This is a genomic window from Micromonospora wenchangensis (genome assembly GCF_002210435.1).
Taxonomy (GTDB): domain Bacteria; phylum Actinomycetota; class Actinomycetes; order Mycobacteriales; family Micromonosporaceae; genus Micromonospora; species Micromonospora wenchangensis.
On the sequence record NZ_MZMV01000022.1, the window covers coordinates 1 to 25,453 of the forward strand.

Sequence of the window (25,453 nt, forward strand, 5' to 3'; positions counted from 1 at the left end):
CCACCAAGACCTCCCCTTCGAACACATCGTCGAACTCACCAACCCCACCCGAAACCTCGCCCACACCCCCCTATTCCAAGTCATGTTCGCCTGGCAGAACACCGAAGACGGCGAGTTGACCCTCCCGGGTGTGCGGGTCACCGCCCTGCCGCCACCCCACGCCACCGCCAAGTTCGACCTCACCCTGTCCCTGGCCGAACAGGACGGGCGGATCACCGGCAGCCTCGAGTACGCCACCGCCCTGTTCGACCCGGGCACCGCCGAACGGCACATCCGCTACCTGCACCGCATCCTCACCCAACTCGTCGCCCACCCCGACCGGCCGATCGACGAATTGAGCCTGCTCGACGAGCGGGAGCGGGCGCAGGTGCTGCGCCAGGCGGTGCCGTCCCCGGTGGAGCAGGGCGTCGTCGCCCGCTTCGCCGGGCGGGTCGCGGCGGACCCCGACGCGGTCGCGGTGACCTTCGAGGACACCACACTCACCTACCGCGACCTCGACACCCGCGCCAACCGGCTCGCCCACCACCTCCGCGACCACGGCGTCGGACCCGACACCCTCGTCGCGGTCTGCCTGCGCCGCTCACCGGAGCTGATCGTCGCGGTGCTGGCCGTCGCCCGGGCCGGGGGCGCCTACCTCCCCCTGGACCCGGCCCACCCCACCGAACGTCTCGGTCACCTGCTGGCCGACGGCGCGCCGGTCGCCGTGCTCACCCACACCGCCACCCACCCCACCCTCGACGCCCTGACCCGCACCTCACTGATCAACCTCGACACCACCGACCTCACCGCACACCCCACCACCGCCCCCGACCCCGGCACCCACCCCGACCACCTCGCCTACGTCATCCACACCTCCGGCTCCACCGGCCGCCCCAAGGGGGTGGCGCAGACCTGGCGGTGCCTGGACAACCTGATCGACTGGCAGCTGCGCTACGCCGCACCCGGCAGCCCACCGCCGCAGCGGGTGCTCCAGTTCGCCTCCATCGGCTTCGACGTCTCCGCCCAGGAGATCTGGAGCACCCTGGGTCAGGGCGGCACGCTGGTGCTGATCGACGAGGACCACGCCCGCGACCTCGGCCGGCTACGTCACGTCCTCGCCGGGCAGGGCGTGCGGCGGGCGTTCCTGCCGGCGGCCGTGCTGCACCAGATGGCCGGCCTCACCGCCGGCGACGCCCCCCTCGCCGCCGGCTGCGAGATCGTCACCGCCGGTGAGGCGCTGCGGGTCGACGACGACGTCCGTGCCCTGGTCACCGGGCTGGGCGGCCGCCACCTCTACAACCAGTACGGCCCCACGGAAACCCACGTGGTCAGCCAGTACGCCCTGGCCACCGCCGCGGCGGCCGACTGGCCGGCACTCCCGCCGATCGGCCGGCCGATCGCCAACGCCCGCCTCTACGTGCTCGACGGCCGGTGCGAACCGGTGCCGCCGGGCGTGCTCGGCGAGCTGTACATCGGCGGCGCCGGCCTGGCCCGGGGCTACCTCAACCAGCCGGCGGCGACCGCGGCCCGGTTCCTGCCCGACCCGTTCGCCGGGGCGGGCCAGCGGATGTACCGCAGCGGCGACCTGGCCCGCCGCCGCAGCGACGGGACCATCGAGTTCGCCGGACGCGTCGACGACCAGGTCAAGGTCCGTGGTTTCCGGGTCGAACCGGGCGAGGTGGAAAGTGCACTGCGGCACGTCGAGGGGGTCCGCGAAGCGGCGGTCCTGCTGCGCGAGGACACCCCGGGCGACCCGCACCTGGTCGGCTACCTGGTCGGTGACGTCACCGCCGCGACGGCCCGCGACCAGCTACGGCGTCGGCTGCCCGAACACCTGGTGCCGACCCGCTGGGTGGTGCTGGACCGGCTGCCGCTGACCGCCAACGGCAAACTGGACCGGCGGGCCCTGCGCCCGCCCGAGCAGGCCGACGTCGCCACCACCTACGTGGCACCCCGCGACGAGCGGGAGGCCCGGATGGCCGCCATCTGGGCCGAGGTGCTGCGCCGCGACCGGATCGGCGCGCACGACGACTTCTTCGCCCTCGGCGGGCACTCCCTGCTGGCGACCCGGCTCGTCCACGCGATCAACGAACGGATGTCGGCGCGGCTGTCGCTGCGCACCCTGTTCCGCAAACCGGTCCTGGCCGACCTCGCGGCCGAACTGGCCAGGCCCGACGCCCCCACCGTCGACGCTTTCCCACCGCTCGTCGCCGACCCCGCCGGCCGGCACGAACCGTTCCCGCTCACCGACATCCAGCAGGCGTACTGGGTGGGCCGCGGCTCCACCCTCGAACTCGGCGGCGTCGGCGCGCACGGCTACAGCGAACTGCGGCTGCGCGACTTCGACGAGGACCGGTTCACCCGGGCGCTGCACCGGTTGATCGACCGCCACGACATGCTCCGCGCGGTCTTCCACGACGGCGGGCAACGGGTCCTGGCGGACGTGCCGCCGTACGCGATGGCCCGGCAGGACCTGCGCGGCCTCGACGCCCGCACCGCCGGCCACCGGCTCGCCGAAACCCGGCAGCGGATGTCCCACCAGGTGCTCGACGCCGGACGCTGGCCGCTGTTCGAGTTCGCGGTGACCCTGCTCGACGACGAGACCCGGCTACACGTCAGCATCGACGCGCTGATCCTCGACGCGGCCAGCGGTCAGATCCTGGAACACGAACTGGCGTTGCTCTACGCGGACCCGGACGTCGACCTGCCCCCGCTCACGGTGACGTTCCGCGACTACGTCCTGGCCGAACAGGCCCTGCGGGACACGCCGCGCTACCGGCGGGCGCTCGACTACTGGCGGCAGCGGGTCGACACCCTGCCGCCCGCACCGCAGCTACCCCTGCTACGGCAGCCCGACAGCGTCGGACAGCCCCGGTTCACCCGCTACGACGAGGTGGTGCCGGCGGACCGGTGGCGTCGGCTGAAGGAGACCGCCGGCCGGCACGGGGTCACCCCGTCGGTGCTGCTGGTGACCGCGTTCGCCCAGGTGCTGGCCCGGTGGAGCCGCCGGTCACGGTTCACGCTGAGCCTGCCGCTGTTCAACCGGCTGCCGCTGCACCCCGGCATCAACGCGGTGATCGGCGACTTCACCTCCCTGGTGCTGCTGGAGGTCGACGCCACCCCCGGGGTCGACTTCGTCACCCGGGCCCGCACCGTGCAGGAGCAGCTCTGGCAGGACATCGACCACGCGGCGGCGAGCGGCGTCCGGGTCAACCGGGAACTCGCCCGCGCCCGGGGCACCCGCCACGCGGCCCTGCCGGTCGTGTTCAACAGCACGCTGGCCGAGGCGGCACCCGACGTGGGCGACAGCGGCCTCGCCGCGGCGCTCGGCGGTGAGGTCGTCCACGGCATCACCCAGACCCCGCAGGTGTGGATCGACCACACCGTCGTCGAGGCCGGTGGGCGGCTGCACCTCAACTGGGACAGCATCGACGAACTGTTCCCCGCCGGTCTGGTCGCCGAGATGTTCGCCGCGTACCGGACGCTGCTCGGGCGACTGGAGAACCCGCAGGCCTGGCACACCCCGGTGGACGGGCCACTCGCCCCGCCGCCGCCGACGGCCCCACCGGCCGGCCGGGCCCTCCTGCACGAGCTGGTCGACCGGCAGGCCTCGGCGACCCCCACCGCGCCCGCGGTGCTCGCCGTGGACCGGCAACTCGACTACACCACCGTGCGGGGTGAGGCACGGCGGTTGGCCGGGCGGCTCCAGGACCGGGGCGTCCAGCCCGGCCAGCTCGTCGCGGTGCTACTCGACCGGGGCTGGAAGCAGGTCGTGGCGACCCTCGCGGTCCTGTACGCCGGCGGCGCGTACCTGCCGCTGGACCCGGAGTGGCCCACCGAACGGACGGCCCGGGTGCTCCAGCGGGCCGGCGCGGGACTGGCCCTGGTGGAATCGGCCCGGGTGCCCCTGCCCGGGGGTGTCGAGCGGCTGGTGGTGGACGCGACCACCCTCGGCGCGGGCGGGCCGCCGCTGCGTCCGGTGGACCTGGCGGAGACCGACCTCGCGTACGTGATCTACACGTCCGGGTCGACGGGCGTCCCGAAGGGGGTGGCGATCGACCACCGCGGCGCGGTGAACACCCTCCTCGACGTCGCCGCACGGTTCGCCGTCGGGCCGGCCGACCGGGTCCTGGCCGTCAGCGCGCTCAGCTTCGACCTGTCGGTCTTCGACATCTTCGGCACGCTCGCGGTCGGCGCGGCGGTCGTGACGCTCGACCCGGAGCTGGCCCGCGATCCGGCCCACTGGGCGGACCGGGTCCGCACCCACCGGGTCAGCGTGTGGAACTCGGTGCCGGCGCTGGCCGGTCTGCTGCTCGACCACGCCGACGCCGGCCACCCGCTGCCCGCGTCGCTGCGGCTGGCCATGCTCTCCGGTGACTGGATACCGCTCGCCCTGCCCGACCGGCTGCGCGCGGCGCTGCCCGGGATCCGGGTGGAGAGCCTCGGCGGGGCCACCGAGGCGTCGATCTGGTCCATCCACCACCCGGTCGGGGACGTCGACCCGGCGTGGCGCAGCATCCCGTACGGCCGGGCGTTGGCCCACCAGGGGGTGCACGTGCTCGACGAGGCGCTGCGGCCCCGCCCCACCTGGGCCACGGGTGACCTCTACATCAGCGGCGTCGGGCTGGCGCAGGGCTACTGGCGGGACGCCGGGGCCACCGCGGCGAGTTTCGTCGTGCACCCGGTCACCGGGGTGCGGCTCTACCGCACCGGCGACCTGGGCCGGCTGCGTCCCGACGGCACGATCGAGTTCCTCGGCCGGGAGGACGGCCAGGTCAAGGTGCACGGCTACCGCATCGAGCTGGGTGAGATCGAGACGGCGTTGCAGGCGCACCCGGCGGTACGTGCCGCCGCGTTGCGGCTGCTGGGCGAGGCACAGGGCACCAAACGGCTGGCCGCGTACGTGGTGCCCGCCGGTGGCCCGCCCGACCCGGCCGTGCTCGTCGCCCACCTGGAGCGGGCGCTGCCGGCGTACATGGTGCCGTCGTCGATCACCGTCCTGGACGCGTTGCCGCTGTCGGCCAACGGCAAGGTCGACCGCAGCCTGCTCCCCGACCCGGCACCGACGGCGGACACCGCCGCCACGGCACCGGTGCTCACCGGCGCGGCCGAGCACCGCCTGGTGGAGATCGTCGCCGGGATCCTCGGCCTGCCCGTCATCGCGCCCGACGCCAACTTGCTGATGCTCGGCGCCACCTCCATCGACATCGTGCGGATCGCCAACGCCCTCTCCGGCGAGTTGGGCTTCCGACCCCGACTGGCCCGGCTGATGGGCCAACCGACCCTCGGTGACCTGCTGCGGATGTTCCGGGACCACACCGCCGGAAAGGCTGTCGCCGCCCCCGCCGGGCAGGCCGCCACGGTGGTCGAGGACCCGGCCGCCCGCGCCGCGTTCACCGCGGCCGGCCGGGGCCGCCGTGACCTTCCACCCGGCACCCCTACGGTCGCGCTGGCCACGCCGGCCGACCCGACCTACGACCGGCGCTACACCGACCACCGCTCGGTACGCCGGTTCACCACGGATCCGCTGCCGGCCGGGGCGCTCGGCCGGCTCCTGGCCACCCTCACCGCACGCACCGTCGACGACCGCGCGGTGTTCCAGTACGGCTCGGCCGGCAGCAGCTACGCCGTGCAGACGTACGTGCTGGTCAAGGCGGGACGCGTCGACGGGGTGCCGGGCGGGGCGTACTACCACGACCCGGCCGCGCACCGGCTGCTGGCGCTCGGCCGGGACCGTACGCTGAGCCCCGACGCCTTCGACTACTTCGTCAACCGGCCGGTCTTCGAGGCCGCCGCTTTCGCGCTGTTCCTGGTGGCGCAGCAGGCGGCCATCGAGCCGCTGTACCAGGAGCAGAGCGCGAGGTTCACCGCCATCGAGGCGGGCGCGATGGCGCAACTGCTGACGATGGCCGCCCCCGGGCACGGTCTGGGCCTGTGCGGCATCGGCGCGCTGGACCCGACCGACCTGGCCGCCCTGTTCGACCTCGACCCCTCGCACCGGCTGGTCTACGCGCTGCTCGGCGGCGCACGACCGGCGGCGGACGTCCCCGGGCCCGCCACCCCCGACACGATCACGGTGGAACTGTGAACGCCGTCGACCTGCTCGCGACGCTGCACCGGCACGCGGTGGGGCTGCGGGTCGACGGTGACCGCCTGCGCCTCACCGGCTCCCGGGAGGTCCTCACCCCCGACCTGCTGGCGCAGATCAGGCGGCACAAACAGGAGCTGCTCGCGATCCTGGCCGGCGACGCGGGCGACACGATCGAGCGTCGGGCACATCCCGGGCGACCGGTGCCGGTCGCGTTCGCCCAACGGCAGCTCTGGTTCCTCGACCAGCTCGCCCCGGGCAACCCGTTCTACAACAACCCGATCGCGTTCGACCTCACCGGCACCCTGGACACCGCGGCGCTGACCCGCGCCCTGACCGAGGTGGTGCGCCGGCACGAGGCGCTGCGCACCGTCTTCACGCTCGTCGACGGGGAACCCTGCCAGGTGGTGCGGCCGGCCGGGCCGGTCGCCCTGCCGGTCACGGACCTCACCGCGCTGCCCGGCCCGCAGCGCTCCCGCCACGCCGACGACGCCACCGTGGTCGAGGCGCGGACCCCGTTCGACCTGGCGACCGGTCCGCTGCTGCGCAGCAGCCTGCTCCGGTTGGCCCCCGACGAGCACCGCTGGCTGCTCACCGTGCACCACATGGTGGCCGACGGCTGGTCCGTCGGCATCCTGCTCGGTGAACTCGCCGCGCTGTACGGCGCGTACACGCGGGGCGGGACCGGCGCGCTGACCGAACTGCCCGTGCAGTACCCGGACTACGTGCTGTGGCAGCGCCGGCAGCTCGACGGCGGCGAACGGGAACGTCAGCTCGGCTACTGGACGCGGACGCTGGCCGGTGCGCCCGCGCTGCTGGCCCTGCCGACCGACCGGCCCCGGCCGGCGGTGCAGCGCTACCGGGGCGACTGCCACGCCACGACGGTGGACGCGGCGGTGCTGCACGGCCTGCGGGAGGTGGGACGGGCGGGTGACGCGACGCTGTTCATGACGCTGATGGCCGCCCTGTCGGTGCTGCTGTGGCGCTACAGCGGCCAGGACGACGTGTGCGTCGGCACCCCGTTCGCCAACCGCAACCACCGGGACGTGGAGGGCCTGATCGGGCACTTCGTGAACACGGTGGTGATCCGCAACCGGCTGGACCCGGAGCAGCCGTTCGCGGCCCTGCTGGCCGACGTCCGCCGGCACGCACTCGACGCGTACGCCCATCCCGACCTGCCGTTCGAGCAGCTCGTGGACGCGCTCAACCCGCAGCGCGACGGCAGCTACTCGCCGCTGTTCCAGGTGATGCTGGTGCTACAGAACATCCCCCGCGGCCAGTTGGAGCTGCCGGGGCTGGCGCTGCGGCCCCTGTCGAGCAGCACCGGCGCGGCGAAGTTCGACCTGTCCGTCGAGGTGCTGGAGCAGCAGGACACGTTGCACGTCGTCGTCGAGTACGACACCGACCTGTTCGACGCCGCGACGATCACCCGGCTGACCGGCCACTTCGTGCACCTGCTCGGCCAGGTGGCGGCGGACCCGGCCACGCCGGTCGGTGCGCTGCGGCTGCCCGGCCCCGACGAGCGGCACCGCCTGCTGGTGGAGTGGAACGCCACCGGGCGGGCCCGCACCCGGCCGGCGGACGTCATGGCGCGGATCGCCGCGCAGGCACGGCAACACCCCGACCGGCCCGCCGTGGTCGACGGCGACGAACGGCTCGACTACGCCACGCTGGAACGCCGGGCCAACCGGCTGGCGCACGCCCTGATCGCCCGGGGCGTACGCGGCGACCAGGTGGTCGGGCTGCGGGCGCACCGCTGCGCCGGGCTGGTCGTCGCCATCCTGGGCGTACTCAAGGCCGGTGCCGCGTACCTGCCGCTGGACCCGGCGCTGCCGGCGCAGCGGCTCGCCGGCATGATCGCCGACGCCGCCCCGGCGCTGGTGCTCGGCGACGACGACCTGACCGCCGTCGAGGCCGAGGGACGCCACGACACGCCCCCCGACGTCGCGGTGCACCCCGCCGCCCTGGCCTACGTCATCTACACGTCCGGCTCGACCGGCCGGCCCAAGGGCGTCGCCGTCGCGCACGGCGGCGTCACGAACCTGCTCGACGACTGGGTGTCCCGCTTCGGCACCGCTGCGGGGGCGGCGGCGCTGTGGTCGAGCGTCGGCTTCGACGTCTCCGTGCAGGAGATCTTCCTGCCGCTGACCACCGGTGGCACCCTTCACCTCGTACCCGAGCCGCTGCGCGGTGACCCGACGGCGCTGATGGGGTGGCTGCGCGAGCACCGGGTCGCGCAGGCGTACCTGCCGCCGGCGTTCGTCAGGTGGCTCGACGAGGACCCGGTGACCCGGCTGGCCGGGTCGACGCTGCGGCACCTGCTGGTCGGGGTGGAACCGCTGCCGGAGCAGGGCCTGCACCGCATCCAGCAGGCCCGTCCCGGGCTGCGGGTCCTCAACGGGTACGGGCCGACCGAGACCACCGTCTACAGCACCGCCTACCTCGACCCGCAGCCGTGGGCGCGGCAGTGCCCGATCGGCCGGCCGGTGGCCAACACCCGCGTCTACCTGCTCGACGAACGGCTGGAGCCGGTTCCGGTCGGGGTCACCGGTGAGATCCACATCGGTGGTGTCGGGGTCGCCCGGGGCTACCTGGGCCGGCCGGGGGCGACCGCCGAACGGTTCGTCCCCGACCCGTTCGTGCCCGGCGAACGGGTCTACCGCACCGGCGACCTGGGCCGGTTCCTACACGACGGGAACATCGAGTACCTCGGCCGACGCGACGGCCAGGTCAAGATCCGGGGTTTCCGCATCGAACTGGGCGAGGTCGAGACCGCGCTGCTGGACCGGCCGGACGTGCGCGAGGCGGCGGTGCTGGTCGACTCCGACACCGGCGAGCCGAGGCTGGTCGCCGCAGTCGTCCGGGACGCGGCGACCCCGCTGCTGGTCAGCGAGTGGCGCGCGGAGCTGTCGCAGCGGCTGCCCGGCTACATGATCCCGTCACTGTTCGTGGAGCTGCCCCGGCTGCCGCTCTCGGTCAACGGCAAACTCGACCGGGCCGAGGTGCTGCGCCGGGCCCGCGCCGACGCGCCCTGGCAGGTCAACCTGGCCAGCCCCCGCGACCAGATCGAGCTGACCCTCTACCAGATCTGGAAGCGTCTGCTGCTGCACCCGGACATCGGCATCAACGACCGGTTCTTCGACGTGGGCGGCACCTCGATCTCGGCGATCAAACTGGCGCACGCGATCGGTGACGCGTTCGGCGAGCCGCTCGCGGTGCACGAGATCATGCTGCACCCGACGATCGAGGCGCTCGGCGGCCGGCTGCGGCGCGGCGCGTCGGGCCGGCCACCGAGCAACCTCATCGAGTTCCGGGCCGGCGACGGCGGCGGGCAGGTGATCTGCGTGCACCCGGCCGGTGGCACAGCGTTCTGCTACCTGGCGCTGGCCAAGGCGCTGCCGGAGTCCCTGGGCGTGCACGGCGTCCAGTCCCCGGGGGTCAACCCGGGTGAGGAGTTCCTGCCCACGGTCGAGGCGATGGCCGGGACGTACCTGCGGCAGGTCGCGCACCTGCTGGACGGGCCGGTGGTCCTCACCGGGCTGTCCTACGGCGGTCTGGTCGCCTACGAGATGGGACGCCGGCTGGCCCTGGCCGGGCACGACCGGCTCAGCGTGGTCCTGCTCGACACGCTGGGCACGGACGACCCGGCCCGCCGCGGCGCGATCGAACCGGTGGACATGGCCGAGTTCCGCGACAAGCTCGTCAAGTTCAACGGGATGTACCCGGGCATCGACGACGAGCAGATCGACCAGTACCACCGCATCTACAACCACAACCGGTCGACCATGCGCGACTACCCGACCCCGGCGTCACCGGCCCGGCTGGTGCTGTTGCAGGCCACCGCCGGCCGCGACGAGGGCTTCCTGCGGGAGGTGCGCGCCTTCTGGCGTCGCCGCAACGCCGCCGACTTCCACCTCACCCAGGTGCACTGCGACCACTGGGAGATCCTGGAGGGCGCGGTGGTGCCGCAGGTCGCGGCGCTGCTGTGCCGCGAGGTGGACCGGATCCCGCACGGCGGTGCGCCGGGCACCCGGGAGACGTGATGACACCCGGAGGTCTCGCCGCCGCGGTGCTCGCCCAGGCCCGCCGTACCCCCGACGCGGTCGCCGTGATCGACGGCGACCGGCGGTTGCGCTACGCCGACCTGGACGCCGCCAGTGCCACGGTGGCCCGCTCGCTGCACCGGGCCGGGGTCCGCCCCGGGCAGACGGTCGCGGTGCACCTGCCGCGTGGCTGGCGGCTGGTCGGCGTCATGCTCGGCATCCTGCGGCTCGGCGCGACCGTGGTGCCCCTGGACCGGCAGAGCCCACCCGCACGCCGGGACCACATGCTGTGCGACTCGGCCACCGTGGCCGTGGTCCACGGCCCGGACGCGCCCGCCGACCTTCCCGACGGGATCCGGCCGCTGCCGGTGCGGACGCTGCTGTCCGACACCCCACCCGACCCGCCCGGGGAGCCGCCGGCACCGGCCGCGCCTGTCGCGTTCGTCTTCTACACCTCCGGCACCACCGGCCACCCCAAGGGCGTGGAGGTGCGCGACGCGGGCGTCCTGCGGCTGGCCCGGCCCGGCTACCTCGACCTGCCCCCGGCGGCCCGCTACGCGAGCCTGGCCAACCCGGCGTTCGACGCCATCAGCTTCGAGGTGTGGGTGCCGCTGCTCACCGGCGGCTGCTGCGTCGTCCTCGACGACGAGACGGCCACGACACCGCGCCTGCTCGACGCCGCACTGCGCCGGGAACGCGTCGACACGCTCTTCATCACGGTGGCGTTGTTCAACGCGGTCGTCGACGAACTACCGCACTGCTTCGCCACGGTCGGTCAGGTGCTGGTCGGCGGCGAGCAGCTCAACGCCCGGCTGATCGGCCGCTGGTACCGCGACAACCCCACCAGCCGCACCCGGCTGCACAACGTCTACGGGCCCACCGAGGCGACCACGTTCGCCCTGTGCCACCCCGTGCCGCGTGACTTCGACGCGCAGGTGGTACCGATCGGCCGGGTGCTGCCGGGCACCGACGCGCACCTGGTCGTCGACGGCACCCGGGTCGCCGCACCCGGGGAGGTCGCCGAGCTGTACCTCGGTGGCGAGGCGCTGGCGGCCGGCTACCGCAACCTGCCCGCCGAGACCGCCGTCCGCTTCGTCCGGCTGCCCTGGCTCGACGGCGGCGGCCGCCGCCACTACCGCACCGGGGACCTGGTGCGCGCCGACAGCGCCGGCCTGATCGAGTACGTCGGTCGGGTCGACCGGCAGGTCAAGGTCCGGGGTTTCCGGGTCGAACCCGGCGAGGTGGAACGGCAACTCCTCACCCACCCGGGGATCCGGCAGGCGTACGTGTGCACCCGACGGGACCCGGCCCACGGCACCAACGAACTGCTGGCGTACGTGGTGGCCGCCCCCGGTCTGTCGTTCGGGCAGCTCGACCGGCACCTGAACGCGACCCTGCCGCCGTACCTGCGCCCGCACCGGGTGTACCGCGTCGGGGCGCTGCCGCTGACCACGAACGGCAAGGTCGACTCCGCCGCGCTGCTGCGACGCGACGACCCGCCCTGGCGCGACGACGACCCCACCGGCACCCCCGTCACCGGATGGCAGCGGACCGTCCTCGAGCTGGCCGGCGAGGTGCTCGGCGTGCCCGATCTGCGACCCGACGACAGGTGGATCGCCAGTGGTGGCGACTCGCTGACGGCGCTGCGGCTGCGCTTCGCGATCCAGCGGCGGTGGGGCCGCGAGGTGCCCGCGACGGCGGTGCTGGACGGCGATCTCGCCGCGTTGGCCGCAGCGGTCGCCACCGCCGGCGCCACGGGCGGCTCGCCGTACCCGACGCCGTCCGCCCCGGCCGGCGCCCGTACCGCACCGGCCACCTCCGAACAGCAGCGGCTCTGGCTGTTGCAGCAACGGTCACCGACCTCCACCGCCTACCACGTGGGCCTCGCCTTCGAGCTGCGCGGCCCGGTCGACGTCGACGCGTTGCGCCGGGCGCTGCGCCGGGTGGTGGCCCGGCACCCGGCGCTGCGCACCGCGTTCCGGGCCACCCCGCAGGGACTGCGCCAGGAGGTCGCCGAACCCTACGACCCGTGGCGCGAACCCGACGACGACGCCGACCCGGCCGGCTGGCGGGAGCAGGCACGCACCCTGTTCGCCGTCCCCTTCGACCTCGGCCGGCCGCGCCTGCTGCGGGCGTACCTGCTGACCCACGACGGCGGCCCGGTGCTGCTGCTGCACCTGCACCACATCGCCGTCGACGGCTGGTCACTCGACGTGCTGTTCCGTGACCTGTCCGCCGGGTACGCGGCGGCGCTGGACGGCACGACCGTCGAGGAGGACGGGGAGGTCGCCACCCCGCTGGACTACGCCCGGTGGCAGGCCGACTGGTTCACCCACCCCGCCTACCGGGCCCACCGCGACGCCCTGCGCGACCACTACGCCGCCGTGGACGAGACCGACGCGCCACTGCGGCCCGGCCGACGGCGCGGCGACGGCGGCGACCACCTGCTGCGGACCACCGTCGACGCGGCCGGCCGTACCGCCCTCGACCGGCTCGGCGACGAACTGGGGCTGACCCGCTTCCCGCTGCTGCTGACCCTCTTCGGGTGGGCCGTGCACGGGATCACCGGACGCACCCATCCGCGCGTCGCCAGCCCGGTGGCCAACCGCCCCGTACGCGACTTCGACGCCAGCGTCGGCATGTTCGCCAACACCGTGCTGCTGCCCCTGACCCTGGCCCCCCGGGAGGACCTGCGGACGCAGCTACGACGGCAGGCCCAGGCGATCCGCCCGGTGCTCGACGCCCAGGACGTGGCCCTCGCCCACGCCGTCGCCGACCACGACTTCGGCACCGATACGCCCCTGTTCGACTTCCTCTTCGTCCTGGACAACACCGACTTCTCCGCCCTGACGCTGCGCGGCTGCGCGTCGCGTCCGGTGTGGCTGGCCTCCACCGACGCCAAGTGCCCGCTCACCCTGTCCGTCGTGGCCCACGACGGCGGCCTCGACTGCCTGTGGGAGTACGCCGACGACCACTTCACCGAAGCCGACGTGGCCGCCGCCGCCGACCTGTTCCGGCGCGGCCTGCACGCGGTGACCGGCACCACCCCGGGCACCCTGGCCGACCTGGTGCGCCCCCACCGCCGGGCGCTGCCCGACCCGGGCCGGGGACCGCACGCCCCCCTGGCCCTGCCCACGGTGGCGGAGAGCTTCGCCCGGCGGGTGCGGGCGCAGCCGGCCGCGACCGCGCTGGTCGCCGGCGACCGCCGGCTCAGCTACGCCGACCTCGACGGGTACGCCGCCGGCCTCGCCGCCGAGCTGACCCGGCGGCATCCGGTGCCGGACGACGGCCGGCACCACGTCGCGCTGTTCTTCGAACCGTCGGTGGAGCACGTGGTGGCGCTGCTGGCGGCGGCCCGGCTGAACCTCACCGTCGTACCGCTCGACCGGGCCTACCCGCCGACGCTGCTGCGGCAGGTGCTCAGCCAGGTCCAGCCCCGCTGTGTGCTGCTGGCACCCGGCGACGGGCCCGCGCTCGACGCGATCGACGACGCCGGCCACCCCCGCCACCCGGTGGTCCTGTCCACCGCGACCGCACCCGTCGCGCCGTCGTACGCGGGTCGGCCGCTCTACACCCTGTTCACCTCCGGCTCGACCGGCACTCCCAAGGGGGTCCAGGTCGGCGACGCCATGCTGGTCAATCTGCTGCGTTGGCAGGGCGGGGCCGGCGGGCTGGTGGACGCGGCGGCGACCCTGCAGTTCTCCATGCTCTCCTTCGACGTCTCCTTCCAGGAGATCTTCGGCACCCTGTGCGGCGGCGGCACCCTGCACCTGCCCCGGCCCGGGTGGCGGCAGGACATGCCGGCCCTGCTGGACCACCTCGACACCGCCGGCATCGAACGGATCTTCCTGCCGTACGTCGCCCTGCAACTGCTGGCCGAGCACGGCGTACGCCTCGGCCGGTATCCGTCGCGGCTGCGCGACGTCGTCACCGCCGGCGAACAACTGATCTGCACCGACAGCATCCGCCGCTGGTTCGCCGGGCTGCCCGGCGCGCGCCTGTTCAACCACTACGGCCCCACCGAGACCCACGTGGTCAGCGGCCTGTGCCTCGACGGTGACCCGGCGACCTGGCCGGCCCGCCCGGCCATCGGCCGACCCGTCACCAACACCTGGCTGCGGGTGGTGGACCCGGCCGACGAGGTGGTGCCGCCGGACTGCCCCGGGCAGTTGCTGATCGGCGGGGACCTGGTGGCCCCGTGCTACCTGGACGATCCGGCGCTCGACCGGGCCCGCTTCGTCGAACTGCCCGGCCTCGGCTGGTTCTTCCGCAGCGGCGACCGGGCCCGCTTCGACCGCGACGGCCTGCTGCACTACCTGGGCCGCGACGACCAGCAGGTGAAGGTCAGCGGGCACCGGCTGGAGCTGGGCCAGGTGGAGGCGGCGCTGCTCACCCATCCGGCGGTGGTCAACGCCGTGGTCGTCGGCGACCGGTCCCGGCTGGTGGCCTGCCTGCAGGTGCGGGCCGAGCCGCCGACCGTCGAGGAGCTGACCGGTCATCTCGCGGGGCTGCTGCCGGCGTACGTGCGGGTGGACCGGTTCCGGTGGCTGCCGGAGCTGCCGCGTACCGCAAGCGGGAAGCTGGACCGCCGCCGGGCGTTGACCGCGCCGGGCCGGGAGTTGCAGCCGGGGCGCGCCGCGCCGACGATGCCCGGGTCGGCCCTGGAGGCGCGGCTGGCCGGGCTCTTCGCGGAGGTCGTCGGCGTGCCGATCGCACCCGAGCAGCGCTTCTTCGACGCCGGGGCGGGCAGCCTGGACCTGATGCGTCTGCACCTGCGTGGCGTCGCCGAGGGCCTGCCGCTGACCATCCCCGCCCTGTTCGAACACGTCACCGTCCGCCGCCTCGCCCGGTTCCTCACCGCGCGGCACGACGTCACCGCCGAGCTCCGGCCGGCAGCCGACCCGGGGCGGGACGACTCCGGCAGGGGCCCGGCGGACGAGCCGGTCGCCGTGGTCGGCATGGCCGTGCGGCTGCCCGGCGCGGACGACCTCGCCGCGTTCTGGGCGATGGTGGAGGCCGGTGACCGGGGCATCGTCCACTTCGACGCCGCCGAGGGCCTGGTCGGCGCCCGCAGCCAACTGTCCGGGCTACTCGGTTTCGACCCGGGACACTTCGGCATCAGCCGCCACGAGGCGCGGCTGATGGACCCGCAGCAACGGCACCTGCTGATGAGCTGCGTCGAGGCGTTGGCGCACGCCGGCATCGCCGATCCCGCCCGGCGGCGGGTCGGTCTGCTCGCCAGCTGCGGCGAGAACACCTACTTCCAGACGATGCTGCGCGAGGCCGACCCGACGACGCTGCCGGACCCCTTCCAGTGGGCGCTGCACCACGAGAAGGACTTCCTCGCCACCAAGGTCGCCTACCACCTGCGCCTGACCGGGCCGGCGTTCACCGTGCAGGCGGCCTGCGCCAGCTCCCTGGTCGCCGTCCACGTCGCCGCCGGGCTGCTGCGGCAGGGCGACAGCGACGTGATGCTCGTCGGCGGGGTGCTGGTGGACCCGCTGCTGACCGCCGGCTACCGCTACCAGCCGCAGCACATCTTCTCCCCCGACGGGCACTGCCGTCCGTTCAGCGACGACGCCGCCGGCACCGTCGGCGCCAGCGGCGTGGGGGTGGTCGTCCTCAAGCCCCTGCGGGCGGCCCGCCGCGACGGCGACACCGTCTACGCGGTGATCACCGGCTCGGCCGTCAACAACGACGGCGCGGACAAGCTCGGCTTCACCGCACCGTCGGTCGCCGGGCAGCGCGAGGTGGTCCGCACCGCGCTGCGGCGCAGTGGACGCACCAGCGGCGACGTGGGCTACGTGGAGGCGCACGGCACCGGGACGGAACTGGGCGACCCGGTCGAGGTGGCGGCGCTGCGTCAGGCGTACGACCTGGCCGAGCCGGGGCGTACCGCGCTGGCGTCGGTGAAGAGTCAACTCGGTCACCTCGGCGCGGCGGCCGGCGTGGTCGGCCTGGTACGCGCCGTCCTGGCGGTGCACCACGGGCGGATCCCCCCGAACGTCGACTTCCGTCGCCTCAGTCCCCGGCTGGGCCCCGAGCCGGCCCCGTTCTACGTTCCCCCGAAGGCCCGCGGTTGGCCGGTGGACCGGCCGAGGGTGGCGGCGGTGAGCAGCTTCGGCATCGGCGGCACCAACGCCCACCTCGTGTGCGAGGCGGTCGAACCGGCAGGCGCGCACCCGGCGACGCCGCCCGACGCCGAGGTGCCGGTGGTGGTGCTCGCCAGTGGCAGTGCCGCCGCCCTGCGTACCGATGCCGACCGCCTCGCCGACTACCTGACCGCCCGACCCGAGACGTACCCCCGGGTGCGGCGTCACCTACAGGCCGGACGGGCGGCGGGCCGCTGGCGGGCCGCGGCCGTCTGCGCCGACGTGACGACCGCCGTGGCCTGGCTGCGCACCGTGACCGGCGTCGAGGTCACCCCCGTCGACGCGGCACCCGTCGAGGCCACCGGGGCGGCCGGCACGGCGGCGGCCGACCTCGTGGCCGCCTGGCTGGCCGGTCGACCGATCCGCTGGCCGGACGGGCCGACCCAGCCGCCCTGGGACCTTCCGCCGCCGGCGTTCACCCTCGGGGACCACGATTTCGTCCGCGCCGGTGCGCCGACCCGACCGGCCGGGACGTCGTCGCCCCGGGACACGTCGGTCGACCAGGGGTGGCCGCAGCGGCTACCCGAGACGCAGTGGCTGCACCAGCCGCACTGGGTGCGGTGGCGGCACGCCGGGACCGCGCCGGCCGACCGCCGCCCGGAAACACTCGTGATCATGGCGACGGAGCCACCGCCCCCGGACGCGCTGCGTGCCTTCGCGGCATCCCACGCCCGGGTGGTCACCGTCACCGCCGCCACCGACTTCGCCCGCCTCGGCCCCGACAGCTACCGGGTCGACCCCGCCGATCCCGACTCGCTGCGCCGGCTGCTCACCGCCCTGACCGACGCCACCGCACCGGACGCGGCCCGCGCCGGTGTGCAGTGGCTGCACACGCTGCCGCTGGCCGTCGACGGGCAGGTCGACGCGGACACCCTCGACCGCGCGTACCGGGCCTGCGTCGACACCCCGGCGGCGTTGCTGGCCGCCGCCGCCGGCCTGCCCCACCGGCCCCGGCTACGGGCCTGGTGGCTGTCCCGGCAGGCCCAACCCGTGCACGGCGACGTGGGCCGCCCGGAGCTGGCCCTGCTCGCCGGGGTGTGCACGGTCGCACCGCAGGAAAGCGACGTCGGAAGCCACTGGGTGGACCTGCCCGCCGCCGATCCGGCCGGCTGGGCACCGGCGCTCGCGGCCCTGCTCACCGACGCGACCCCGCCACCGGCGCGACTGGCGCTGCGGGACGGCTACTGGTGGGAGCAGGCGCTGCTGCCGGTCCACCCGGCGACCGGGCCGGCGGCACCGGCGTTGCCGTCCGGTCCGGCCACCTACCTGGTCCTCGGCGGCACCGGCGGGATCGGACGCAGCATCGCCTCCTGGCTGCTGGAGCAGCAGAGTGACTGCCGGGTCGTCCTGCTGGCCCGGCACGGGCCGCTACCGGCCGACCTGACCCCGTGGGCCGACCGCGTCGACCTCGTCGAGGCGGACCTGGCCGAAGCCGACCCCGACGACCTGGTGACCCGGCTCGGCAGCAGACGCTTCGACGGCGTGGTCCACGCCGCCGGAGTCGCGGCCGGCGCGCTGATCGACAGGCGGGACCCCACCGCGATGCGGCGGACGACCACCGCCCGGATCCACGGCGCGCTGCTCGCGCACCGGCTCGTCGCGCTGCACCGGTCGGCGTTCGTCGTCTACTGCTCGTCGATGGTGGTGCAGCTCGGCGGGGTGGGCCAACTCGACTACGTCGCCAGCAACGCGGTGCTGGACGGCTTCGCCAGGCACCGCACCGACCCGACCGACGGCACCCTGCGGATCTGCCTCGACTGGGACGTCTGGACCGAGGTCGGCCTGGCCACCGACGCGCTGCCCGCCGACCCCCGGCACCGGGCACACCTGGCGGTCGGTCTCCGGGTGGACGAGGCGCTGCGGGTCGTCGAACAGGCCCTGCGGCTGCGACTGCCGCACCTGCTCGTCTGCGCCACCGCCCTGGACCGGGCACCCGCCTTCTACACGCCGTCGACCGGACCACCGGCGGCGACGCCCACCGCGCCGCCCCGGTCGGCCGCCGACGAGATCGGCGGCTGGTTACGGGACCGCCTCGGCACCGACCGGCTCGACCCGGCCGCGTCCCTCTACGACCTGGGCGCCGACTCGCTGCTGCTGCTCGACCTGATCGACGAGGTCAAGGGACGCCTCGGGGTGAGCCTCAGCCTGTCCCAGCTGAGCCACCGGGTGAGCCTGACCGAGCTGCTGGACCTCCTCGGCGAACCGGCCCACCCCACCGAGGCCGCCGTGACGGTGCAGCTCTGGCAGCCGGGGCGGGGGCGTTCGGTGCTCTGCCTGGTCCATCCGGTCGGCGGCGACGTGCAGGCGTACCGGTCGCTGGTGTCGGCGCTCGACCCGGACCTCACCGTCTGCGTCATCGCCGATCCCGCGCTGACCCACCCCGCACCGCCCGCCTGGTCGCTGACCGAGCGGGCCGCGCGGTACCACGCCGCGCTACGCGAGCGCTTCCCCCGCGACCGGTGGCGCTGGCAGCTGGGCGGGTGGTCGTTCGGGGCGTGGGTGGCGCTCGGCATGGCCGCCGAAGCCGAGGCCGCCGGCCAGCCCGCCGACCTGCTCCACCTGCTCGACCCGCCGCCGCCGGACGCCGCCGCGACCTTCCGGGCGTACGACGGGCAGCGCCTCGCCGCGTTCTTCGCCCACGAACTGGGGGCCGTCGACGCCGACCCGGCGGCGACGGCGTACGCGGACGCGCTGGCGCGCTGCTGCCGGGCCAACCTGGCCAGCATGGCGCAGCACACCCCACCCCGGCTGGCCCGGACACCCGGGCGGCTCTGGCTCGCCGGCCGGCCGACGCCCGACCTGCCGGCACCGGCCACCCCGCAGGAACAGGCCCGGCAGTGGCGCACCCACCTGCCCGCACTCGTGTGGCACGTGGTGGACACCACCCACCACGGCATCGTCACGGCGGCACACGCCCGCACGGTGGCCGGGACCATCAGCGACGCGCACCCGCCCACCGACCCGACGGGAGCACGATGAACCCGTACCGCGCGCTGCCCGCCAGGTCGTTCTGGCGGCCCGCCGTCGCCGAGCCGGACATGCTGGCCGTCGACGAGGTGTGGACGCCGAAGTTCGACATCGGCCCCGACGATCCGGTCCTCACCGCCGGCTCGTGCTTCGCCCGCCACCTCGGTCCCGCCCTGCGCGACGAGGGCATGAACTGGGCCGAGGCCGAGCTGCCGCCGCCGGGGCTGACCGCAGCCGAACGCCGGGCCCGTCACTTCGGGGCGTACTCCTTCCGCACCGGCACCATCTACACCGCCGCCGCCCTACGCCAGTGGCTGACCTGGGCGCTGACCGACGACACCGGACCCGACGAGGTGTGGCGCGACGGCGACCGGTACGTCGACCCGTACCGTCCGTCGGTCGAACCCGACGGCTACGACTCGCCGGAGGCGACCCTGGCCGCCCGCCGGTCCACCCTGGCCGCGATCCGGCGGACCGTCACCGGCGCGGGGTGTCTCCTGTTCACCCTCGGGCTGACCGAGGCCTGGCGCGACACCGCCACCGGCACCGTCCACCCGGTCTGCCCCGGCACCGTCCGGGGCACCTTCGACGCCGGACGGCACACCTTCCACAACTACACCACGGCCGAGGTGCACCGGGACCTCACCGCCGTCGTCGCGTCGCTGCGCGCCGCCAACCCCCGGCTGACCGTGCTGCTGACCGTGTCGCCGGTGCCGCTCACCGCGACGGCCACCGGGGCGCACGTGCTGACCGCCACCGGATACTCCAAGTCCGTGCTGCGGGCCGCGGCGGGTCAACTGGCCCAGGAACACGACCACGTCGACTACTTCCCCTCCTACGAGCTGATCACCGGCTTCCCGTTCCGGGGGGTCTTCTTCGCGCCGGACCTGCGCACCGTGACACCGGCCGGGGTCGCCTTCGTCATGCGGCACTTCTTCGCCGCCCTCACCCGCGACCGCGAGGCGGCCGCACCGACACGTGCCACGGACCGACCCGCCGACACCCCCGACGGAGGTGACCTGTTCTGTGACGACGCCGTCCTCGACCACCACCGCGCCGGCTAGGTTCCTGCTGCTCGGCGACTCGCACGCCGGCCCGATCGCCCGGGCGGCGACCGCGGCAGGGCTGCCGTTCGTCGGTGGGCCGGTCGGCTCCGGCCGGGACTTCACCGTCGGGTTCTTCGACGCCCACGACGACGACGTGGTGTTCCGGGACACCGCAGTGCAGGAACTCCACTGCGGCTTCCTGACCACCGTGGGCGTGCCCCGCCTCGGCCGGCTCACCGTCCCGCTCGTGTCGACCTTCGGCCTCAGCGTCCACTTCTACGCCACCACCGCGAACTGGCAGATCTACCGCACGGGCGACGGTGACTTCCCGGCCGGCTTCCTCACCGGCGGCCTCTTCGACGACATCGTGCGCGCGATGGCCCGCGACGCGCTCGCCTTCTACCGCCACGTCCGCGGCCTCGGACTGCGTGTCCTCGCGGTGCTGCCACCGCAGCGGGTACCGGGGATGTCCGACCCGCAGGTCTTCACGGCGGCCCAGGAGACGATCCGCCGTGCGCTGGCCGGGCTGGGCGTGGAGATCGTGGACCTCCGCACGCGGGTGACCGACGCCACCGGCCGGCAGCGCGCCGCGTTCTGCGAGCCGGACGACCCGATCCACGGCAATCTCGCCTTCGGCCGGCTGATCGTGGCCGACCTGCTGGCCCGCGGACTGTGACACCGGACATCAGGAGGAGCACGTGGAAGAGCACGTCCTTGCCGCCGTCGAGCGGGCGACCACCCGCCCGCCCGAGCACTACGACACCATCACCGTCGAACCGATCTCCCCGGTGATCGGCGCGGAGGTCTGCGGCGTCGACCTCGCCACGGAGCTGACCGGGCAGCAACTGGCCGAGATCAGGCGCGCCTTCCTCACCCACCACGTGCTGGTCTTCCGCGACCAGGTGCTCACCGCCGAGGAACACAAGCGCTTCGCCCGCCACTTCGGCGAGCTACGCCAGCAGCCGCTGGCCGACCTCGACGGCGGCGACCCGGCCATCCTGGAGATCAGCGCCGGCCCGGACTCCCGTTTCGTGGCCGGCGAGGACTGGCACAGCGACGGCACGGCCGAGGCCGAACCGTCGCTGGGGTCGATGCTCTACGTCACCCGGACCCCGCAGATCGGCGTCGGCGGCGACACCCTCTGGGCGAACATGCACCTGGCGTACGAGATGCTCTCTCCACCGGTGCGGGCCCTGCTCGACGGCCTGACCGCGGTCCACGACGGGCTGATCCCGTGGCAGGGCCACACTCCCCCGCCGGAATACGTGGTGCCCAAGAGCGAACACCCCGTCGTCGTACGCCACCCGGATACCGGCCGTCGGCTGCTCTTCGTCAACGCCGGCTTCACCTCGCACATCGTGCAGCTCTCCCGCCACGAGAGCAGGGCGCTGCTGGACATGCTCTTCGGCTGGGTCGCCGGGCAGCCGATCCTGAGCTGCCGGGTCCGCTGGACGCCCAACACGCTGGTGTTCTGGGACAACCGCTGCACCCAGCACCATGCCGTGTGGGACTACTACCCGCACTCCCGCTACGGCCAGCGGGTGACGGTCAACGGCACCCGGCCGGTCGGGTGACCGTCGCCCCCGCATCGCACGGTGGCCCGACGACGGGTCAGCCGCGCACGATCTGCTCGGTGTAGGTCCAGTCGTCGTCGAGGGCGTCGTCGCGTTCGTCGGTCAGGCCGGTCAGGTCCGTGCCCCGTACGCCGCCGGCCCCGGCGACCCGGTCGCGCAGGATCCGGGCCGTCACCAGGGCCGCCCGGGTGCCCTGGGCGGTGACCGGATCCAGGTGGTATCCGGCGTCGCCCACCAGGCACCATCCCGGCCCGCTCATCGGGCGACGCAGCATCCGCATCCGCCCGGCACCGCCGATCGGGGTGCTCCGGTGGCCGGCGGCGACGGCCGGGCCGAGATACGGGTCGTCGCGCACCAGCCGCTCGAACGACCGCGCCGGGTGCTGCCCGGTCTCGTCGATCAGGCTCTGGTGCAGGTCCACCGCCACGCACCACTGCCCGTCGCCGCAGGGGGTCGAGATGAGCACGCTGCGGTCCTGCAGGGAGAAGTACGAACGGTCCGTGGGCAGCGGCAGGTCCCCGTAGTACGCCAGCAACGCGAACCACGGTGACTCCACGACCCGGTAGGCGCTGGCCCCCACCCGTTCGGCGTTGCGGGACAACCGGCCGTCGGCGAGCACCAGCAGGTCGCAGGTCACCTGACTGTCGACCGCGCCGTGGCGCACGGTCGCCCCACGCACCCGCCCGGCCTCGATCGTGAGGTCCCGCACCCGGGCCGGACGGGCCACGGTGACGTTGCCCCGGCTGCTGGCCGCCGCCAGCAGCGCCGGGTCCAGCACCTCGCGGGGCACGCTCATCCGGAACGAGTAGGCGTCCTCACGCGGGTAGACCCGCTCGACCACGTCCGCGCCGATGCGTTGGGTGTCGCCGTAGGTGCGCGGGGCACCGCAGGCCAGGACCGTCTCCAGCAGGCCGAGTGCGGACCAGGCGAGGTTGCCCGACCGGTCCCAGGTGGACTGTTGCGGCCAGAACGCGGTGGGCCGCGAGGCGTCCAGGACGAGGATCCGCTCGGCGTACGGCGCGAGCGCCCAGGCGGTGGACGCCCCGGCGATCCGCCCGCCGACCACGACTACCTCCCAGTGACCTGCGATCACGCCGGCACCGAACTGACGCGGTGGTGTTCCGCTTGGCTCCGGACGGCGTGACGCGGCACGCCCCAGTCTCCCACCCTGACCCGACCACAGGGGAGCCCGGTTCGCCGTCGCGGGTGGGGTGAGAGCCACGGCCCACCGGTTGCCAGCGGATCTCCCCGACGCTACGTTGACCCTCTATCGACGCACGTCTACGTAATTGTCGGGGGTCGCATGTCCACGTCGGTCACTCGCCGCACCGTCCTGGCCGGTGGCGCCGGCGTCGCCCTCGGCCTCGCGCTGCCCGGCCCGGCCGCCCACGCCGGCGGCCACCACCCCGTGAGCGTCAGCTTCACCCTCGACGCGACGACACTCGACGGCGGCGAACAGGTCACCTCGGTCACCCTGGACACCCGCCGGCTCGGGCCGATCGACCCCGCCGGGCTCCACCCCGGGACGTTCAGCGTGCACGCCAGGGCCACCAGCCCGATCCCGATCGCCCCCGGCGACCTGATCTTCAGCGAGTACGACCTGGACCGCACGGTGACCGCGGCCCGGCTCGACCGGCAGGGAAACATCGTGCTCGACCTCAACCACGGCGAGGGTCAACTCGGCGGTGGCACCCTCGGCTACATCCTGAGCAAGGGCCGCAACGTCCGGTTGGACCTCGTCTACACCATCACGCAGAACACCCCGCTCGTCCGGCGTCACGGCCCACCGGTCACCGTCACCGACTTCGTCCAGGGGCGGCTGTCGAACCCCGAGGTGGACGCGTTCAGCCACCACGTCTCGGGCTCCGGCATGAAGTACCGGTTGTACTCCCCGGAGCGTTCACCGGGTCGTGGCCGGCGGCCGCTGATCCTCTGGCTACACGGCGCCGGCGAGGGCGCCTCCCTGCCCGACGGCTACTACGACAACGAGACCACGCTGCGCGCCAACCGGGGCGCGTTGGGCTTCGCCACCCCGCAGGCGCAACGGATCTTCTCCGGCGCGTACGTCGTCGCCCCGCAGAGCACCTCGTACTGGATGGAGGACGGCCCCCGGTTCGCCCCGCTGATCCGCGACATCGTCGGGGACCTCGTCCGCCGTGAGCGCGTCGACCCCGACCGGATCCACGTGGTCGGCTGCAGCAACGGCGGCTACATGGCCCTGAAGATGACGGTCGCCTACCCCGACCTGTTCGCCGCGTCGGTGCCGATCTGCGGCGTCGTCGAGCCGCTCGGCGGCGGGGGCCCGCCGCTGGTCACCGACGCGGAGCTGGCGGCGATCCGCACCCCGACCTGGCTGGTCACCTCGCTCGACGACGACACCGTGCCACCGGAGACCAACACGGTCCACGCCCACGACCTCATCCCGGGATCATTGGTCACCCTCTACGACCACGTCGTCTGGAACGGCTACCGGTTCCCCGGGCACTTCTCCTGGATCTACGTGGCCCGCAACGACCCGAGCGTCGACGGCACCCACCTCTGGCAGTGGATGTCCCGCCGCCGCCGGTGATCGGCCGCGTCCACACCCGCGGACAGCGCGGGCACGTACGCGGCCTGATGCCCGGGTCCTATCCCTCCCGGGTGGGGCGGAGCACGTGACGCACGGCGTCGCGCAGCCACCGGTGGGCGCCGTCGACGCTGTGCCGTGGGTGCCAGGCCATACCGATCGTCAGTGGTGGCAGCGGCAGTGGAATCTCCAGCAGGCGCAGCCCCAGCGCGTGCGCCGCGTCGCTGAGCCGGGACGGAGGCTCACCCGGCAGCGCGGTCGGCACCAGGCAGACCACGTCCTCGGTTGCGGCCAGCATCATCGCGGCCAGGTGTCCGGGCAGGACGGCGCTGACCCGCCGGCTGAGCCCCTGTGCGGCCAGGGCGGTGTCCAGCGGGCCGGTGAAGCGTCCACGACGGCTGACCGCCACGTGCTCGGCCGCAGCGAGCCTGGCGGCGGTCAGGGTTCCCTCGGTGAGGGGGTGCCGGGCCCTGACACCGGCCGCCATCCGCAGGGTGACGAGTTCCTCGACGTGGGTCTCCGGGTCGACGTGGTCGATGGCCCCGACCTCCAGGTCGATCCGTCCGTCACGCAGCGCGGGGCCCGCCTCCCACTCCTCGGCCAGCACCCGCAGCGAGACGCCCGGCGCCCGCCGTCGGGCCAGCCGGAGCAGACCGGGCGCGACCGCGTCACCGACCAGGTCCGCGGCCTGGATGGTGAAGGTCCGCCGCAGTGCCGCGGGATCGATTCCGCCGCTCGGGGCGAGCAACGCCTCCAGCCGGCGTACCACCGCGGCGGCCTCGTCCCGCAGCGCCTCGGCGCGCGCAGTGGGCACCATCCGCTGTCCGGCCCGCACCAGTAGTGGATCGCGGAGCACCCGGCGCAACCGGGCCAGGGTACGGCTCATCGCCGCAGGGGAGGTCTGCAGCCGCGCGGCGGCGCGGGTGACGCTCTGCTCGGTCAGTAGGGCGTCGAGAGCGACGGCGAGGTTGGCATCAAGGTTCGGGACTGGGCTGCTCACCGCATTTATTCCACTTCAGGCAATGATTGGATGCTGAA

Annotated in this window: 9 protein-coding genes; 7 read left to right on the forward strand and 2 right to left on the reverse strand. The window is 74.2% G+C overall.

Annotation, left to right across the window (positions count from 1 at the left end; genetic code table 11):
* The 6 genes from B5D80_RS14825 to B5D80_RS14850 all read left to right on the forward strand — a co-directional run.
* Window positions 1-6,067 (forward strand): non-ribosomal peptide synthetase (locus tag B5D80_RS14825; RefSeq protein ID WP_211291497.1); only part of this gene is annotated, 6,067 nt, incomplete at its 5' end.
* Window positions 6,064-10,110, forward strand: a complete 4,047-nt coding sequence (locus tag B5D80_RS14830; RefSeq protein ID WP_088644461.1) for a non-ribosomal peptide synthetase — start codon at window positions 6,064-6,066, stop codon at window positions 10,108-10,110. The genes B5D80_RS14825 and B5D80_RS14830, both read left to right, overlap by 4 nt.
* The gene (locus tag B5D80_RS14835; RefSeq protein ID WP_088644462.1) at window positions 10,110-19,241 is read left to right on the forward strand and encodes a non-ribosomal peptide synthetase; all 9,132 of its coding nucleotides are present in this window, start codon (window positions 10,110-10,112) and stop codon (window positions 19,239-19,241) included. The genes B5D80_RS14830 and B5D80_RS14835 overlap by 1 nt, the downstream gene beginning before the upstream one ends.
* A complete protein-coding gene (locus B5D80_RS14840; protein ID WP_088644463.1) occupies window positions 19,238-20,293 on the forward strand; it encodes a GSCFA domain-containing protein in 1,056 nt (351 codons plus the stop codon). Before B5D80_RS14835 ends, B5D80_RS14840 begins: the two co-directional genes overlap by 4 nt.
* Complete coding sequence (locus B5D80_RS14845) at window positions 20,256-20,951, forward strand: hypothetical protein (protein WP_211291498.1); 696 nt, start codon at window positions 20,256-20,258, stop codon at window positions 20,949-20,951. The genes B5D80_RS14840 and B5D80_RS14845 overlap by 38 nt, the downstream gene beginning before the upstream one ends.
* A 22-nt stretch (window positions 20,952-20,973) precedes the next feature.
* Complete coding sequence (locus tag B5D80_RS14850) at window positions 20,974-21,849, forward strand: TauD/TfdA dioxygenase family protein (protein WP_088644464.1); 876 nt, start codon at window positions 20,974-20,976, stop codon at window positions 21,847-21,849.
* 37 nt (window positions 21,850-21,886) lie between these two features.
* Here B5D80_RS14850 and B5D80_RS14855 read toward each other — a convergent pair whose 3' ends face one another.
* Window positions 21,887-22,942, reverse strand: coding sequence for an FAD-dependent monooxygenase (locus B5D80_RS14855; protein ID WP_158224178.1), 1,056 nt, complete (start codon window positions 22,940-22,942; stop codon window positions 21,887-21,889).
* Between the two features lie 210 nt (window positions 22,943-23,152).
* Here B5D80_RS14855 and B5D80_RS14860 point away from each other — a divergent pair, with 210 nt between their 5' ends.
* On the forward strand, window positions 23,153-24,418 hold the full coding sequence (locus B5D80_RS14860) for a prolyl oligopeptidase family serine peptidase (protein ID WP_088644466.1): 1,266 nt from the start codon (window positions 23,153-23,155) through the stop codon (window positions 24,416-24,418).
* A 58-nt stretch (window positions 24,419-24,476) separates the two neighbouring features.
* Here the strand turns inward: B5D80_RS14860 and B5D80_RS14865 are convergent, their stop codons facing one another.
* Window positions 24,477-25,415 carry a LysR family transcriptional regulator gene (locus B5D80_RS14865; RefSeq protein WP_211291499.1) on the reverse strand — a complete coding sequence of 313 codons (939 nt, stop codon included), beginning with the start codon at window positions 25,413-25,415 and terminating at the stop codon, window positions 24,477-24,479.
* Window positions 25,416-25,453: the final 38 nt, after the last annotated feature.

Excerpts from the sequence above, each read along its gene's own strand:
- B5D80_RS14835 (WP_088644462.1), top strand. The coding sequence starts at position 10,110 with ATGACACCCGGAGGTCTCGCCGCCGCGGTGCTCGCCCAGGCCCGCCGT.
- B5D80_RS14840 (WP_088644463.1), top strand. The coding sequence starts at position 19,238 with ATGAACCCGTACCGCGCGCTGCCCGCCAGGTCGTTCTGGCGGCCCGCC.
- B5D80_RS14860 (WP_088644466.1), top strand. The coding sequence starts at position 23,153 with ATGTCCACGTCGGTCACTCGCCGCACCGTCCTGGCCGGTGGCGCCGGC.